The following is a 12,858-nucleotide window of genomic DNA, read 5'->3' as shown; positions in this document are numbered from 1 at the left end:
GCCTGGCGCGCCGGTGCCTCCTTTCAGCGTTTAATCTCCCCAGACAAGGCTATCTAATAACGCCGTAATTCACTGGCTTCCCAGCTATACGCGTCCCTGGCGATTAACGTGTCGCCAAGCTCCTGATAATCGAAATGATAAAACTCAGCGCGGGCGCCATAACCGGAGTAGTCGACTGCCGCAAGGCCAACAAACGCTCCGGTAAAGAATCCGCCATAGCTTTGCAGGACATAATCATCCGAAAGGATCGCAGCATCTAGCTTCACAGGGATTTCAGTGAACTCAACCCCATCAAAGCTATATTCATAGCTATACGTTTCCTTCCTGACTTTCGTCCGGAACCAGACATATTCAACGTGCTCCGGGAGCTTGATGGCTTCATCTTTTAAATATGATGTATACCGTCCTCGATTATTCTCACCTATTTCAATGACCTTACCGTTAATTTCATTCCAGGTAATGAACACAAAACTCCAGTGACGATCGTTATAGTAATTCGTTAATCCAGCCATTTGCTGGTAGTTAAATGGATTAAATTTAACTTTAACTTTCGCATCAAAATAAAAGGCTTGCCAGCGTCGGGCAATCAGCGACAGGTCATGGGTATTCGCTAAAGATCCCTGGCCAATTAACGTTAACTTGCCATCGCCGGTGGTACCCATTTTTTCTGTAAACGGCACCCGCAGGGTGTTCCAGTTACCATCGAGTGTCGCCGTTGTAAATTCGTCGTGCTGGCTACGGTCTTCCGGACTTTCGGTATCAATGGCATCTTTCGGGCCTTCAACAAACGTCTTTCCGCCGTGACCGCCTTCAATACGCGGCCAGCCGCCTTCATCCCAGTACACCTTCTGGATAGCCGTTTCTCTGCCCAGCGTTGACCAGCCGCGAGGATCGTAGACTGACTCACCCGGGCGATTCCACGGACGCGCGCAGAGCGAGGCGTAGTACCATTCGCCGCCGGGGGTGGAAACCAACGCGCCGTGCCCTTGCTTTTGGATGTAGCTGTCTGGCGTATCGACGTTGGTTAAGAAGACCTCACCTGGCTCCGTTTCAAAGCTGTTGGCGTCTAAGGTTTTAGAACGCGCAACCACTTCCTGGTGCGTAAATACGGTGCCCCCCTGGGCGGCAAAAAGATAATAATATCCGTTCAGTTTATAGAGATGCGGCCCTTCAACGAGCCCAACGGCGGTCCCCCGATAAACGGTACGCGCGGTCTCTGGCATTAATTTCAGGGTTTTTGTATCCAGTTCAGTTAACGTGATGCCGTCAAAGGGATGGTGATATTCGCGATGGTCCCAGGTTTGCTGCACGATATATTTCCGGCCATCATCGTCGTGGAAGAGAGAAGCATCAAAACCTACGCCGTTAAGCTTAATGGGATCTGACCACGGGCCGCGGATATCGGCTGCGGTGGTCAGATAGTTTGTCATGTCTTTAAAGGCGCCTTCGGTGACTTTGACGTCGGTATACACTAGCCAGAATTGACCGTCGGCATAAGAGAGCGCCGGCGCCCAAATGCCGCCTGATGAAGGGTTGCCTTTCATATCCAGAAGGGTGGTGGTTGACAGGGGCGCAGGGAGAAGATTCCAGTGCTCCAGGTCTTTTGACTCATGTAAACGAACGCCAGGGAACCACTCAAACGTAGAGTTGGCGATATAGTAGGTGTCCTCGACACGGATAATACTGGGGTCGGCATTAAACCCACGTAAAATAGGGTTTTGAATAAGTGACATATCATTACACCTTTTTATTTAAATGTTCCAAATGCATTTAATTTATATTTTTAACTACGCGCGGACCTCATCAAGCTGACGGTTGATATCGGTTACGTTTTTGTCAGAGATGGGGTAAACCTGCATGATGATCATCGATACGATGGCTAACGCGATAGGGATCCACACCGCGGTCATAATGATCCCGTCGATAGCGCTGGCGCTTTGCTGGGCGCCGGTTTCATTAAAGCCATAGACGGCCAGTAACCACAGGGGAATCGCGCCGCCGATGGTAAAGCCGATTTTGAAAAAGAGGCCCATAATCGCATTAATGATCGCCGCATTTCGCTTGCCGGATTTTAATTCGCCATACGCAATCACTTCAGGAACCAGCGCCCACATAAAGCCGGTCGCGGACGTTAAGCCCCATTGTTTAATGAAGGTGGCGATGTAAGCAAGCCAAAGCGCATCGTGCATGCCCTCGCGTGACCAGACGTAAGTCAGTAGCTCACCGACAATAAACATGGCCAGAAAAATATGGAAGAAGCCTTTTTTACCAAAAATTTTCTTGAGTTTGGGCCAAAAAATAGGGAATGCGATGCCCGGTATGGAGGCGACAAGGCCTACGGCGCCCATCCATTCTGAATGACCGACAACGTACTGATTGAAAAAGCCGTTAACCGTGTTCATGAAAAACATGAACGTGAAGGCCAGCATGAAAAACAGCCCGAGAATAACCAGCGGGCGGTTATGTTTGAGTTCAAGGAACAGATCGGTCGTTTTGACGTTGGCGGTCTGTTCTGCCGTCGCGACAACGCGTTCTTTCGTAAATTTATAGCAGATGAAAAGCGCCACCGCGCCGATGAGCATATACACGGAGTAGACGCCGAACCAGGCGTAGTTGGCTGATGGATCGGTATAGTTTCCCAGATTGAGCTCAATGCCGAAAAAACCGGTGTCCTTAAGGCTGCGATCTTTTGGTGAAGCCATCTGTACAAACATCGGGAACAGGGTATAAACAAGAAGATTGGCGCTATTGGCCAGCATCATTCGGGTACTGGTGAGTTTATCAATCGATTCCGGATCCCGGGTCAGGGATGCATTAAGCGAACCATAAGGAATATTCACTACGGAATAAACTAAATCCAGAGCCAAATAAACGATGAAGGCAAAAGGTACCGAACCTCTGACCCCAGGAATGGGAGCAAAAAGTAAAGCGGAAAGGATCACCAGCGGTACGCCGGCTCTTAACAGCCAGGGGCGGTATTTACCTGCTTTTGACGTTCTTTTGTCAACATACGTGCCGACCATCGGATCCCAAAAGACATTGATGATTCGGACAAAAAGAAATATAAACCCTGCCGTTGCCGTGCTGATGGTATTAACCGTCAGCATGTGAAGAGCCAGAAAGCCGCCTATTGTGCCAAAAACCAGGTTTTGAGCGAAGTCGCCCATACCATAACCAATACGTTCTCCACGCGTTAATTTATGATATTCATCATGGCGGCTTTGCATTATGTTTTTACTCATTCTGAGCAGACTCCGGTGTGTTGTGTGGATGTGTAACAATTTCTGACATAAATGATCTCGAAGAATCTATTACGTTTTTAAATTAATTTATTATGTTTTTTTACTTCTGTGATCATCGAAGCAAAGCCTCCTCCAGACCCTCCATTTCACTTGTTGATTAACGCGTTACAAGCTATACCCCGGTAGATTTAAAACACCGCAAAACCGGCATTTTGTTTTATTGTTTTTTTACTCTGGCCACTCCAGGAAATGTACTCTACAGGGTTGTCCGCGCGCTGAGTAAATGGCGATAATATCTGCGGGTGGGCTCACGTTTGGGTGTTTTCTTAATAGCGAAGCGAAATAACGTAATATATTCTGATTGCCCAGAATGGGATTGTTATTATCCGAATAAAGCTAACCTATATTGAGATAATTATGACAATGATAAAAAACTTCCATTACCGATGGCGGTCGTGGCCACGCTGTGCCCAATTTTCGTATTCGCGCGAGAATTTACTCAAGAACAGATCGACGCCGTGCTGATAAAAAAGTGGATGTTATTACCAACCCGCAGACCACCGCGGCCACGCCGGATATGGCGATCCCCTTCGGTCTGAAGGCCCGCTACGGCGCGCAGTTCCAGACCGGCGATCGGCCGTTTAGGCAATGAAGGCAATGGCGGCGAATTCCAGATAACCAAAGCCTTCAACAGCTGTAAAGGAGCTATCTGGGATATCAACGTCATGTTTGCCCACCTCAGCGATGAAGTTAACCTGAAAAAAGCCTACGTCGGCGTCACCAACGTGCTGGAGTCTAACCCCAATGCCAAATCGGAGCCGGCCGTGACTTCCATCAGCGTCCGCAACAGGGGATCAACAACGACTTCCGGATGGGGTGAGGCATGGTTCTAGAAGCCGATGGATCCAACAACGAAGAGGCTGGCGTGCGCCAGCCTCTTCGCGCGTTCAGCTATCTCAATGCACCGTCAGGCGCAGGGCCAGGTCCTGCGGGTAGGGATCAAAGTAGTTCTGCGCCTGCAGATAGCGATCCGGGTATTCGGCCAGATAGTGCTTAAGCAGCGTTAACGGCGCAAGGATAGGCAGCAGCCCGGAGCGATAGTTAAGGATCACCTCCCGCAGCTCGCCGCGCTGGCGGCTGTTTAGCTGGTTACGAAAGTAGCCCTGAATATGCATCAGCACGTTGGTGTGGTTTTTACGCGAGGCGGGCTGTTTCAGGATCGTCATCAGTTTTTCGCGGTAGATCGCAAAGAAAGCCTCCAGATCCTGCCATTCGTGGAGCGAGGCAACGAACGGGCCAATCTCGCGGTATCCCGCCTGATGGTGGGCCAGCAGCTGCAGTTTATAGCGGCTATGGAAATCCAGCAGCGCGCGGCGCGTCAGGCCATTTTTGTGCAGACAGTTAAGCTCGTGCAGGGCGAAGACCCGTTCGACAAAATTCTCACGCAGCACCGGATCGTGCAGGCGGCCATCTTCTTCCACCGGCAGCCACGGATATTTCTCCATCAGCGCGGCGGTAAACAACCCTGTGCCTTCTTTTCGCCCGCGATTGCCCTTTTCATCGTACAGCCGCACGCGCTCCATGCCGCAGCTGGGCGATTTGGCGCAGACGATAAATCCCGATAGTTCGCCCAGGGTCGAGAGGTGGGCGCTGGCGAAATCGGCCATCTTCTCCGTCACGTCGTCGTGCGGTGCATGCGTGAAGCGCATGCGGATTTCCCCTTCGGTCGTTTGCACCAGCCGCAGCGCCGGGCGCGGGACGGGGAGGCCGATAGCCATCTCCGGGCAGACGGGTTTAAACGCCACCCACTGCGCCAGCTCGTCCATCACAAAGCCCATGCGCTTATGCCCGCCGTCGAATCGTACGGCAGAACCGGTCAAACATCCGCTGATCCCAATGACAGGTTGTGTGTTCATGGCGTAGTCCTCTTTTATTGTGCGGTTCGGGTGAAGAAAAGGGTCACGGTGGCGACGGTAATGCCAAATTTCTTCATCTCGGTTTTGTTGAACAGGTGCGCGTCGTCCTGCAGGAACATCCAGTCGTCGAAGTGCAGGAGCCAGGTGCTACCGCTGGCCGTCACGTTCATGCTGTAGCGCCAGTGAAAAGCGTTGCCCGCCGCCTGGCCGGTCGCCACGCCGGCAATGTCGCCCGCGGTGCCTTCATAACGGTGGTCGCCGGCGCGGCGAATGCGCCATACCCGCTGCTGCTTTTCGCCATCATCGTAAATAAAGCGTTCGTGGAGCGTCAGCGTGTCGCCAACAACGTCGCCGTCAATGGCGACATGGAAGCGGCGCAGCTGTTTGCCGTTGCGATCCTGAACCATCCCCCAGGCTTCCGTTTTGCCCTGAAAGTAGTGGAAAATGTCCAGCGCCGGCTGCTGCTGCCGGTAGTCGGCCACTTCGGCGCTGCAGCCCGCCAGCGCCAGCATCAGCAGCGCGAGGCCAAGGGTCAGAATGCGTTTCACGATGTTCGCTCCGCGGTAAGCTGCACAACGCTGATGGTGCGGGCGTTAAACCCGGCTTCGCAGTAGCCGAAGTAGTAGAGCCACATGCGGCGGAAGCGATCGTCAAAGCCGAGCTTCTCAATATCCTGCCAGGCGTGGATAAATCGCTGCCGCCAGTGGGCCAGGGTGCGGGCATAGTCCGGCCCCATATCGAACAGATCGCGCACCACAAAATCGGTGTGCCGCGTCATCAGCTCGTTCATCGCCGTGATGCTGGGCAAAAATCCGCCGGGGAAGATGTAGCGCTGAATAAAATCCACGTTTTTGCTGTAGCCGCGATAGCGCTGATCCTGGATGGTAATTGCCTGGATCGCCATTCTGCCGCCCGGGCGCAGTCGCGCCTGGCAGGTGCGAAAGAAAGCCGGCAGATAGCGTTGCCCCACGGCTTCAATCATCTCCACCGACAGCAGCTTGTCGTACTGGCCGGTCAGATCGCGGTAATCGCAGAGCAGTACCTCGACGCGATCCTGCAGCCCGGCGCGGGCAATTCGCGCGTTGGTCCACTGGAACTGTTCCTGCGACAGGGTGGTGGTGGTGACCCGGCAGCCGTAGTGGCGGGCGGCGTATTCGGCCATCGCCCCCCAGCCGGTACCAATCTCCAGGAGATGATCGCCGGGCGTAAGCGCCAGACGCTCGCACAGGCGCGCCATTTTGGCCCGCTGGGCCTGGGTGAGATCCTGGCCGTCGTCGGTAAACAGCGCGCTGGAGTAAAGCAGCTCGTCGTCAAGGAAGTGGGCGTAAAAGTCGTTGCCCAGATCGTAATGGGCGGCGATATTCGCCTTCGCCTGCGCGCGCGAGTTGCGGCGCGTCCAGTGGCGCAGCCGCTCGACGGGCTTGCCCAGCAGCCGGAAGCCGCGCTCCAGCCGCCCCAGTACCTGGCCGTTACGCGCCAGGATCTGCAGCAGCGGCGTCAACTGCTGGCTCTCCCATTCGCCGTCCATCCAGGCCTCCGCGGCGGCGAGGCTGCCGCCGGTCAGTAAACGCCGGTAGACGCCCGAGGAGAGCACGTGCACCTCGGCGCGCAGCGCGGCGGCGGGGTCGCCAAAATGAAAGGTCTGCGCCCCTTCGCGTACGGTGAGCGCCCCTTCGCGAATGCCGCTCAACAGACGAAAGAGCAACCAGCGCGCGATACGCACGTTGCGCGGGATATCGGGTTCAAGCGCAAAGACTGGATCGGTCATGAGCGTTCACTCCTGCTGACAGGATGGTTGTACAGCGGCACGCGCTTGAGCCATAGCCGCAGCGCCTGCCAGTAGATCGCGAGGACGGTTTTCAGCGTCATCAGCGGAATGCGCAGCAGCAGCCCGCGCAGGCTGGCCCGCGTTAAAGGCGCGCGGCTCAGGGCCAGCGTGGCGTCGAAGACTTTCGCGGCCTGATGGTTCTCGATATGCATGTGCAGCGTTTTACCGGGACTGTTAAAGCGCCAGAGGTAGACCATATCCATCGGGTTAAACGGCGAGACGTGAAAGGCTTTCGCCAGCGGGCGCGCCCGTTGACCGTCTACCGCGTAGTAATGGCGCTCATTCCACGGCGTGTTGCGCACTTCGGCCAGCACCCAGCGCAGGGTACCGGCGCCGTCGTAGCAGTAGTAAAAGTTGACCGGGTTAAAATGAAAGCCCAGGTAGCGCAGTTGGGTCAGCAGCATGACGCGGCCATCCGGGCGCGCGCCGGTCAGGTTTTCCAGCCGGTTCAGAACCTGCGCTTTCAGCGGCGTGCCCAGCGGATAATCCGCATCATAAAAAGAGGCGGCAGCAAAGCGATTGCGGCGGATACCCGCTTCGCCGAGCCGATCCAGCTCATCCAGATCGAGCCAGGCCATAAAGATGCGATAGCGAAAGTGGTGCGCTTTCGGCTGGAGACGGCGGTGGCGTAATACGCCCTGATAGAGGCAGCTGTTCATGTCAGAGGTTCTCCGCCGCGATAATGCCGTTGACCACATCGAGGGCGCTGCGCACGCCATCTTCATGAAAACCGTTGTACCAGTACGCGCCGCAGAACCAGCTTCGCTGGCGGCCGTTAATCTCCTCGCGCCGCATCTGGGCGGACCAGCTTTGGGGATTAAATAGCGGGTGTTCATAGACCATACGCTTCCAGACGAAGCGCGGGTCCACCGGCGTTGGCGGATTGAGGGTGACGCAGAACAGCGGGGCGTCGGCAGACAGGCCCTGGAGAATATTCATGTTATAGGTGACGCAGGCGCTGGCCTGATCCTGTTCGCTCAGGCGATAGTTCCAGCTGGCCCAGGCGCGCTTGCGCACCGGCAGCCAGCGGGGATCGCTGTGCAGGACCACCTCGTTTCGCTGCCAGCCGATATCCCCCAGTATTTCGCGTTCGGCGAGCGTCGGGTCCGCCAGCATGGCCAGCGCTTCGGCAGAGTGGCAGGCGAAGATCGCCTGATCGAAGTGCTGCTCCCCCGATGCCAGCTGGAGCGTGACGCCATCCTGATGACGGATCACGTTCTGCACCGGCGCATTGAGGCGCAGGCGCAGGCGATCGCCGGACCGGGCAAGCAGGGCGCGCACGTATTCGCGCGAGCCGCCGGGCACCACGTACCACTGCGGGCGCTGGCGGATATCCAGCAGGCCGTGATTATCAAAGAAGCGCAGGAACAGCGCCAGCGGGAAGCGGCGCATCTCCTGCAGCGACGAAGACCAGATAGCGGCCCCCATCGGCAGGATATAGTGGCGTGCGAAAAAGGGGCTAAAACGGTGCCGCTCAAGGAAGGTCTGCAGCGTGGCGCCCGGGTCGAACGCCCCCGCCAGAGCCTGCTTCGCCAGGCGATTAAAGCGGACGATCTCCGTCAGCAACCCCCAGAAGGCCGGCTTTAGCAGATTGCGCCGTTGGGCGAAAAGCGAGCTCAGGCTGTGGCCGTTATACTCCAGCCCGCTTTGCGGATTGTGGACCGAAAAGCTCATCTGCGTTTTTTGACCGCTCAGCCCAAGCTCGTTAAGCAGGCCCATAAAGCGCGGATAGGTGCGATCGTTATACACGATGAATCCGGTATCGATGGCCCAGGTACCCTGCGGCGTGGCGATATCCACCGTGGCGGTATGTCCCCCCGGCGTGGACGCCGCTTCGAACAGGGTCACTTCGTGTTGCCCGGCAAGGCGCCAGGCGCAGGTCAGCCCGGCAATGCCGCTGCCAATAATCGCGATTTTCATGAGCGCACCATCCTGCGCAATAGCCTGCGCTGAAGTCCTTCAGGAAGCCCGGCCAGCAGGCGCAGAAGCAGGCAAAAGCCCGTCGGGAAGGCGATACGATCGTGCCCTTTCGCCAGACCGCGGCGAATCGCTTTAACCGCCTGCTCCACGCTCACCTGACCGGGCATAGAAAAATCGTTTTTACGCGTCAGCGGAGTGTCAACAAACCCCGGCGAAACGACCGTGACGGCGATCCCTCTTGGCTCCCAGTCCAGGCGCAGACTGTTGGCAAACCAGGTCAGCGCCGCTTTCGAGGCGCCATAGGCTTCGGCCCGAGGAAAGGGTAGCCAGTGCGCCATCGAGCTCACCAGCACCACGCGATTCCCGGCTGACAGCTGCGACTGAAGCGCCGCCAGGCAGTTCACCGGCCCGAGAAAGTTAGTGGTGATGACCCTTTCAACCAGCCCGGCATCCACCGTTCCGTGTTCGAGATATTCGCAGGTCCCGGCGCAGAGAATGATCAGATCGGCGCGGCAGTCAGCGAGCGTCTGGCGACAGGCATCCCTGTCCGTCATATCGAAAGAGCGGACGCTGATGTGGGGACTGTGCTGCTGTAGCGCCGACAGACGCGACGGATCGCGGCCGCAGGCGATAACCCGGTGGCCGTCCGCAGCGAAGGACCTGGCGAGCCCGGCGCCAATGCCGGAGCTGGCGCCGGTGATGAGCACCGTCATCATGACCGCACCCTCCGTTTAGCGCCGCGCACCGCCCAGCCCAGCAGGGGAAGGTGTTCGTACAGCATCTCCCCGGCGTCGTAGTAGTCACGCTGGTGAATAATTCGTTCGTCTTCAACGGTGACCACCGAGCAGCCCGCAAGCTGTAGCGCCTTACCCCCGGCAAGTCGCGGATGCGACCAGTGCATGGTCCAGGCGACGGCAAAACGTTGACCTTCGCAGAGCGGGGCATCGAGGGTGAAACGGCAATGATCGACGTTGGCCAGCAGGTGCGAAAGATAACTCTGGATCGCGGACAGCCCCTGGTGTTGGCCAAAAGGATCGATCAGCAGCGCATTCGTGTGGTACAGCGCGGCCAGCGCCGAAGGCGGCTGGGTATCCAGCGCGGCGTAGTACGCGCTAAAACGACTGATGGCGGACGACGAGGAACTCATAGGTCACTTCCTGAGTAAACAATATGGCATAGTTAAAACTTACACAATTAATATTATTTGTCCAAGTTTTGACTAAAATATTTTTTATTTTCCTTTATTATCAGTTTGTTAATAACATGTCTTTGAAGCATGATTTTGTGGGTGTTGGAGAGAAAAGAAGAGTCAGCGGGCTTGTGCGGAAAAAGAAGAGGGGCAATTCTGAGGGACCTGCTCGTTGCGCCACGGAGCGGTGGCGCACGCAATTACAGCGCAACAATCTCCAGAGAGACAACCTGCTGCCAGCGTTCAACCTGTTTCTGCCGGGCTGGAGAGAGTTTACCGGTCGTCACCAGTAGCCATTTGCGATCCGGCAGGATCTCCGGCGCCAGGGTCGCGGGGGGAGAGGGAAGGATGTCGATGCGGTGGCCCTGACCGGTGCGTTTGAGCGCTTCGAGCCAGATTTCGCAGGCGTCCGTCAGGTGCCAGCCGGTGATCAGATAGTTATCGCCGGGCGCCTTTTTGTCCCCTTCGAGGCAAAAAGAGGTGTAGGCGATAATGATGCCGTCGAGGATTTCGCGTAGCGTCATGATGGCCGGTACGTTGGCGGAAACCTGGCTACGCAGTGGGCGCAGCACTTCGGTGACCAGCTCGGGGCGGGGGGATTCACGACCGGCGTCGTAAATCAGCTGGCGCAGGGATTCGATTTTCCCCTCTTTAAGCCGCTGGAGCATGCTCTCCTGCAAGGTGATCCAGTTATTCGTCCGCCGTGCGCCAGGGCGCGCCAGCAGGGGCTTTACCTGGCTGACAGGTACCCCTTTTTTTACCCAGTCGAGGATTTTAAGCGCCTGCTGGATATCGTCATCGTTATAAAGGCGATGGCCGCCATCGGTACGCTGTGGTTTAAGCAGGCCGTAGCGACGCTGCCAGGCGCGGAGCGTCGTCGCGTTTATGCCGCAAAGCTGCGCAAATTCTCCGATGGAGTAGGTCATAAGGTACACCTGATAATCAACAATACTCTCAATAATATACTACGAATAGCTGCGGGTTGAGTGCATTCCACGCGTTTGCAAACCGTTAGCCTCGCCGGAACTTAGTGAAAAGAAAAAGGAGAGAACAAATAAATCGCCACCATCCCTGAGAGGCTGACGATCGTGCTGATGATGAATCGGGTTCTGAACGGCTGCTTTTGCGTTTTGTGGCGGAACAGCTGTTGGCCGGCTATCGCGCCAGCCCAGCCGCCCAGCACCCCGAACGCCAGCAATGTGGCTTCCGGTACTCTGCGCCAGGCCCTGCGCGCCGCCATTTTATCCACGCCGTAGATCGCCAGGGTCAGCGCGTTGACCAGCAGGAGCCAGGTAGCAAAGGGCCAGGCGGTAAAAATGCTGCCGACCGCTGCGAAAATCAGGAGCAAATAACAACATCGATTGAGATTTATCATATGAGCCGCGGTTATTTTTAGCGTGTATCGAAGCCGCATTATACGCATTACCCGCGGCGAGAAAAATCCGCTGCCCGCTTCGGATGGCGTGAGCTTATTGCGTCATTTGCCGGCTGGTGTACAACGTCATCCCGACCGCGGCAAGAAGCAGTATGCCGCTTAAGCCAAACGCGCTTTGCCACCCCAGGCGGTCAAATACCAAACCGCCCGTCGTCGAACCCAGCGCGATCGACAGCTGAATAACGGCAACCATCAGACCGCCTCCCGCTTCGGCGTCGTCGGGCAGCGTCCGCGCGATCCATGTCCACCAGCCGGTTGGCGCCGCGGTCGCCAGCATCCCCCACAGGCTTAACAGCACGGCAACGGTCCAGGCGTGGTGTCCTACCAGAAGCAACGTGCCGGCGATGAGGGCCATCAATAAAGGGATGGTCATTAAGGTCTGATAAAACCGGGCGTTGAGGAGTGTTGAAACGCCCAGGGTGCCGATAAAACCCGCGACGCCGATAGCGAGCAAAATCAGGGACAGGCCAGAGGCGCTGACGCCGGTCACCGCTTCCAGAAACGGCCGCACGTAGGTAAATAAGGCAAACTGCCCCATAAAGAAGAGTCCGCAGGCCAGCAGACCGATCGCGACGATGGAATGTCTGAGCAGGCGAAGCACGGAGCCGCGCGGCCGGCTCGCTTTATCGCTTTCCATCGCAGGCAGGCTGAAGCATTGCCAGATGAACGCGACTATCGCCAGCGGCACGAGGCAGAAAAAGGCGCCGCGCCAGCCGACGGTGGCCCCCAGATAGCTGCCAAGCGGCGCGGCCACGACGGTCGCCAGCGCGTTGCCGCCGTTGAAAATCGCCAGCGCGCGGGGAACCTGGTGCGCGGGGACCAGCCTGATGGCGGTGGCCGCCGACATCGACCAGAATCCCCCGATAACGATGCCAATCAGGGCTCTTCCCGCCATATAGATCGCATAGCTGTGGGCCAGCGCGACAATCATTCCCGAGACCGCCATCAGAACCGTCAGCCCCAGCAGAAGGTGTTTACGATTCAGACTTCCGGCAAGGTTAGAGATAGTCAGGCTGGTCAGCACCGCCAGGGCGCCGGAAATCGCAATGCCCTGGCCTGCCAGCCCCTCGGTGATGTTTAGCTCTCCGGCGATCGGCGTCAGCAGGCTGACCGGCAGAAATTCGGAAGCGATGAGGACAAAAACGCACAGCGTCATGGCAAAGACGCCGCCCCAATGGGCGTGCGGTTGAGGGTGTGGTGTACGACGACTCAGTGTGGACATGATAGGGGTATCTCTTTATTTTTCCGGCCAGATTCGGGTGCGGCTGGAGCGGACGCTATTCATTGAATAACGACTAAAGCGTGGGTAAACGTCATGCGCGGGCGAG

General features: G+C 56.8%; 12 protein-coding genes and 1 pseudogene. 1 reads left to right on the top strand and 12 read right to left on the bottom strand.

All coding sequences use genetic code 11. The features are described from left to right. Window positions 1-53: 53 nt before the first annotated feature. Together CDA56_RS07670 and CDA56_RS07665 are read right to left on the bottom strand one after the other, a co-directional pair. The gene (locus tag CDA56_RS07670; RefSeq protein ID WP_103814227.1) at window positions 54-1,733 is read right to left on the bottom strand and encodes a glycoside hydrolase family 43 protein; all 1,680 of its coding nucleotides are present in this window, start codon (window positions 1,731-1,733) and stop codon (window positions 54-56) included. Window positions 1,734-1,787: 54 nt separating this feature from the next. Continuing rightward, the gene (locus tag CDA56_RS07665; RefSeq protein ID WP_162557343.1) at window positions 1,788-3,227 is read right to left on the bottom strand and encodes an MFS transporter; all 1,440 of its coding nucleotides are present in this window, start codon (window positions 3,225-3,227) and stop codon (window positions 1,788-1,790) included. A gap of 461 nt (window positions 3,228-3,688) precedes the next feature. On the opposite strand from CDA56_RS07665, the pseudogene CDA56_RS07660 reads away from it, so the two are divergent. Beyond that, window positions 3,689-4,116, top strand: a pseudogene (locus CDA56_RS07660) (carbohydrate porin); the annotation flags it as partial. A gap of 82 nt (window positions 4,117-4,198) precedes the next feature. Here the strand turns inward: CDA56_RS07660 and CDA56_RS07655 are convergent. The 10 genes from CDA56_RS07655 to CDA56_RS07610 form a co-directional block, all read right to left on the bottom strand. Next, complete coding sequence (locus CDA56_RS07655) at window positions 4,199-5,158, bottom strand: YbgA family protein (protein ID WP_014229093.1); 960 nt, start codon at window positions 5,156-5,158, stop codon at window positions 4,199-4,201. Between the two features lie 14 nt (window positions 5,159-5,172). Next, window positions 5,173-5,706 carry a DUF3833 domain-containing protein gene (locus CDA56_RS07650; protein ID WP_102803594.1) on the bottom strand — a complete coding sequence of 178 codons (534 nt, stop codon included), beginning with the start codon at window positions 5,704-5,706 and terminating at the stop codon, window positions 5,173-5,175. Continuing rightward, window positions 5,703-6,926, bottom strand: coding sequence for an SAM-dependent methyltransferase (locus CDA56_RS07645; protein WP_102803593.1), 1,224 nt, complete (start codon window positions 6,924-6,926; stop codon window positions 5,703-5,705). Before CDA56_RS07645 ends, CDA56_RS07650 begins: the two co-directional genes overlap by 4 nt. After that, entirely contained in the window at window positions 6,923-7,645 is a 723-nt protein-coding gene (locus CDA56_RS07640) for a DUF1365 domain-containing protein (protein ID WP_047723943.1), read from the bottom strand. The genes CDA56_RS07645 and CDA56_RS07640 overlap by 4 nt, the downstream gene beginning before the upstream one ends. Window position 7,646: 1 nt before the next feature. Beyond that, entirely contained in the window at window positions 7,647-8,906 is a 1,260-nt protein-coding gene (locus CDA56_RS07635; protein WP_102803592.1) for an NAD(P)/FAD-dependent oxidoreductase, read from the bottom strand. Then, complete coding sequence (locus tag CDA56_RS07630; protein WP_064406306.1) at window positions 8,903-9,622, bottom strand: SDR family NAD(P)-dependent oxidoreductase; 720 nt, start codon at window positions 9,620-9,622, stop codon at window positions 8,903-8,905. The genes CDA56_RS07635 and CDA56_RS07630 overlap by 4 nt, the downstream gene beginning before the upstream one ends. Further along, a complete protein-coding gene (locus CDA56_RS07625) occupies window positions 9,619-10,053 on the bottom strand; it encodes a nuclear transport factor 2 family protein (protein WP_102803591.1) in 435 nt (144 codons plus the stop codon). The genes CDA56_RS07630 and CDA56_RS07625 overlap by 4 nt, the downstream gene beginning before the upstream one ends. Before the next feature lie 242 nt (window positions 10,054-10,295). Continuing rightward, a complete protein-coding gene (locus CDA56_RS07620; protein WP_102803590.1) occupies window positions 10,296-11,021 on the bottom strand; it encodes a MerR family transcriptional regulator in 726 nt (241 codons plus the stop codon). A 101-nt stretch (window positions 11,022-11,122) separates the two neighbouring features. Then, complete coding sequence (locus tag CDA56_RS07615; protein WP_025107991.1) at window positions 11,123-11,467, bottom strand: DUF1294 domain-containing protein; 345 nt, start codon at window positions 11,465-11,467, stop codon at window positions 11,123-11,125. A 97-nt stretch (window positions 11,468-11,564) separates the two neighbouring features. Then, window positions 11,565-12,752 carry an MFS transporter gene (locus CDA56_RS07610; protein WP_162557675.1) on the bottom strand — a complete coding sequence of 396 codons (1,188 nt, stop codon included), beginning with the start codon at window positions 12,750-12,752 and terminating at the stop codon, window positions 11,565-11,567. Window positions 12,753-12,858: the final 106 nt, after the last annotated feature.

This window comes from Klebsiella michiganensis, from assembly GCF_002925905.1.
Classification (GTDB): Bacteria; Pseudomonadota; Gammaproteobacteria; order Enterobacterales; family Enterobacteriaceae; genus Klebsiella; species Klebsiella michiganensis.
The sequence above is the reverse complement of the archived record's forward strand: the minus strand, read 5'-3'. Positions and strand labels throughout refer to the sequence as shown.

Bases quoted from the DNA above. Each gene is read 5' to 3' on its own strand.
- CDA56_RS07670 (WP_103814227.1), bottom strand. From the start codon at position 1,733: ATGTCACTTATTCAAAACCCTATTTTACGTGGGTTTAATGCCGACCCC.
- CDA56_RS07665 (WP_162557343.1), bottom strand. From the start codon at position 3,227: ATGCAAAGCCGCCATGATGAATATCATAAATTAACGCGTGGAGAACGT.
- CDA56_RS07655 (WP_014229093.1), bottom strand. From the start codon at position 5,158: ATGAACACACAACCTGTCATTGGGATCAGCGGATGTTTGACCGGTTCT.
- CDA56_RS07645 (WP_102803593.1), bottom strand. From the start codon at position 6,926: ATGACCGATCCAGTCTTTGCGCTTGAACCCGATATCCCGCGCAACGTG.
- CDA56_RS07640 (WP_047723943.1), bottom strand. From the start codon at position 7,645: ATGAACAGCTGCCTCTATCAGGGCGTATTACGCCACCGCCGTCTCCAG.
- CDA56_RS07635 (WP_102803592.1), bottom strand. From the start codon at position 8,906: ATGAAAATCGCGATTATTGGCAGCGGCATTGCCGGGCTGACCTGCGCC.
- CDA56_RS07630 (WP_064406306.1), bottom strand. From the start codon at position 9,622: ATGATGACGGTGCTCATCACCGGCGCCAGCTCCGGCATTGGCGCCGGG.
- CDA56_RS07625 (WP_102803591.1), bottom strand. From the start codon at position 10,053: ATGAGTTCCTCGTCGTCCGCCATCAGTCGTTTTAGCGCGTACTACGCC.
- CDA56_RS07620 (WP_102803590.1), bottom strand. From the start codon at position 11,021: ATGACCTACTCCATCGGAGAATTTGCGCAGCTTTGCGGCATAAACGCG.
- CDA56_RS07610 (WP_162557675.1), bottom strand. From the start codon at position 12,752: ATGTCCACACTGAGTCGTCGTACACCACACCCTCAACCGCACGCCCAT.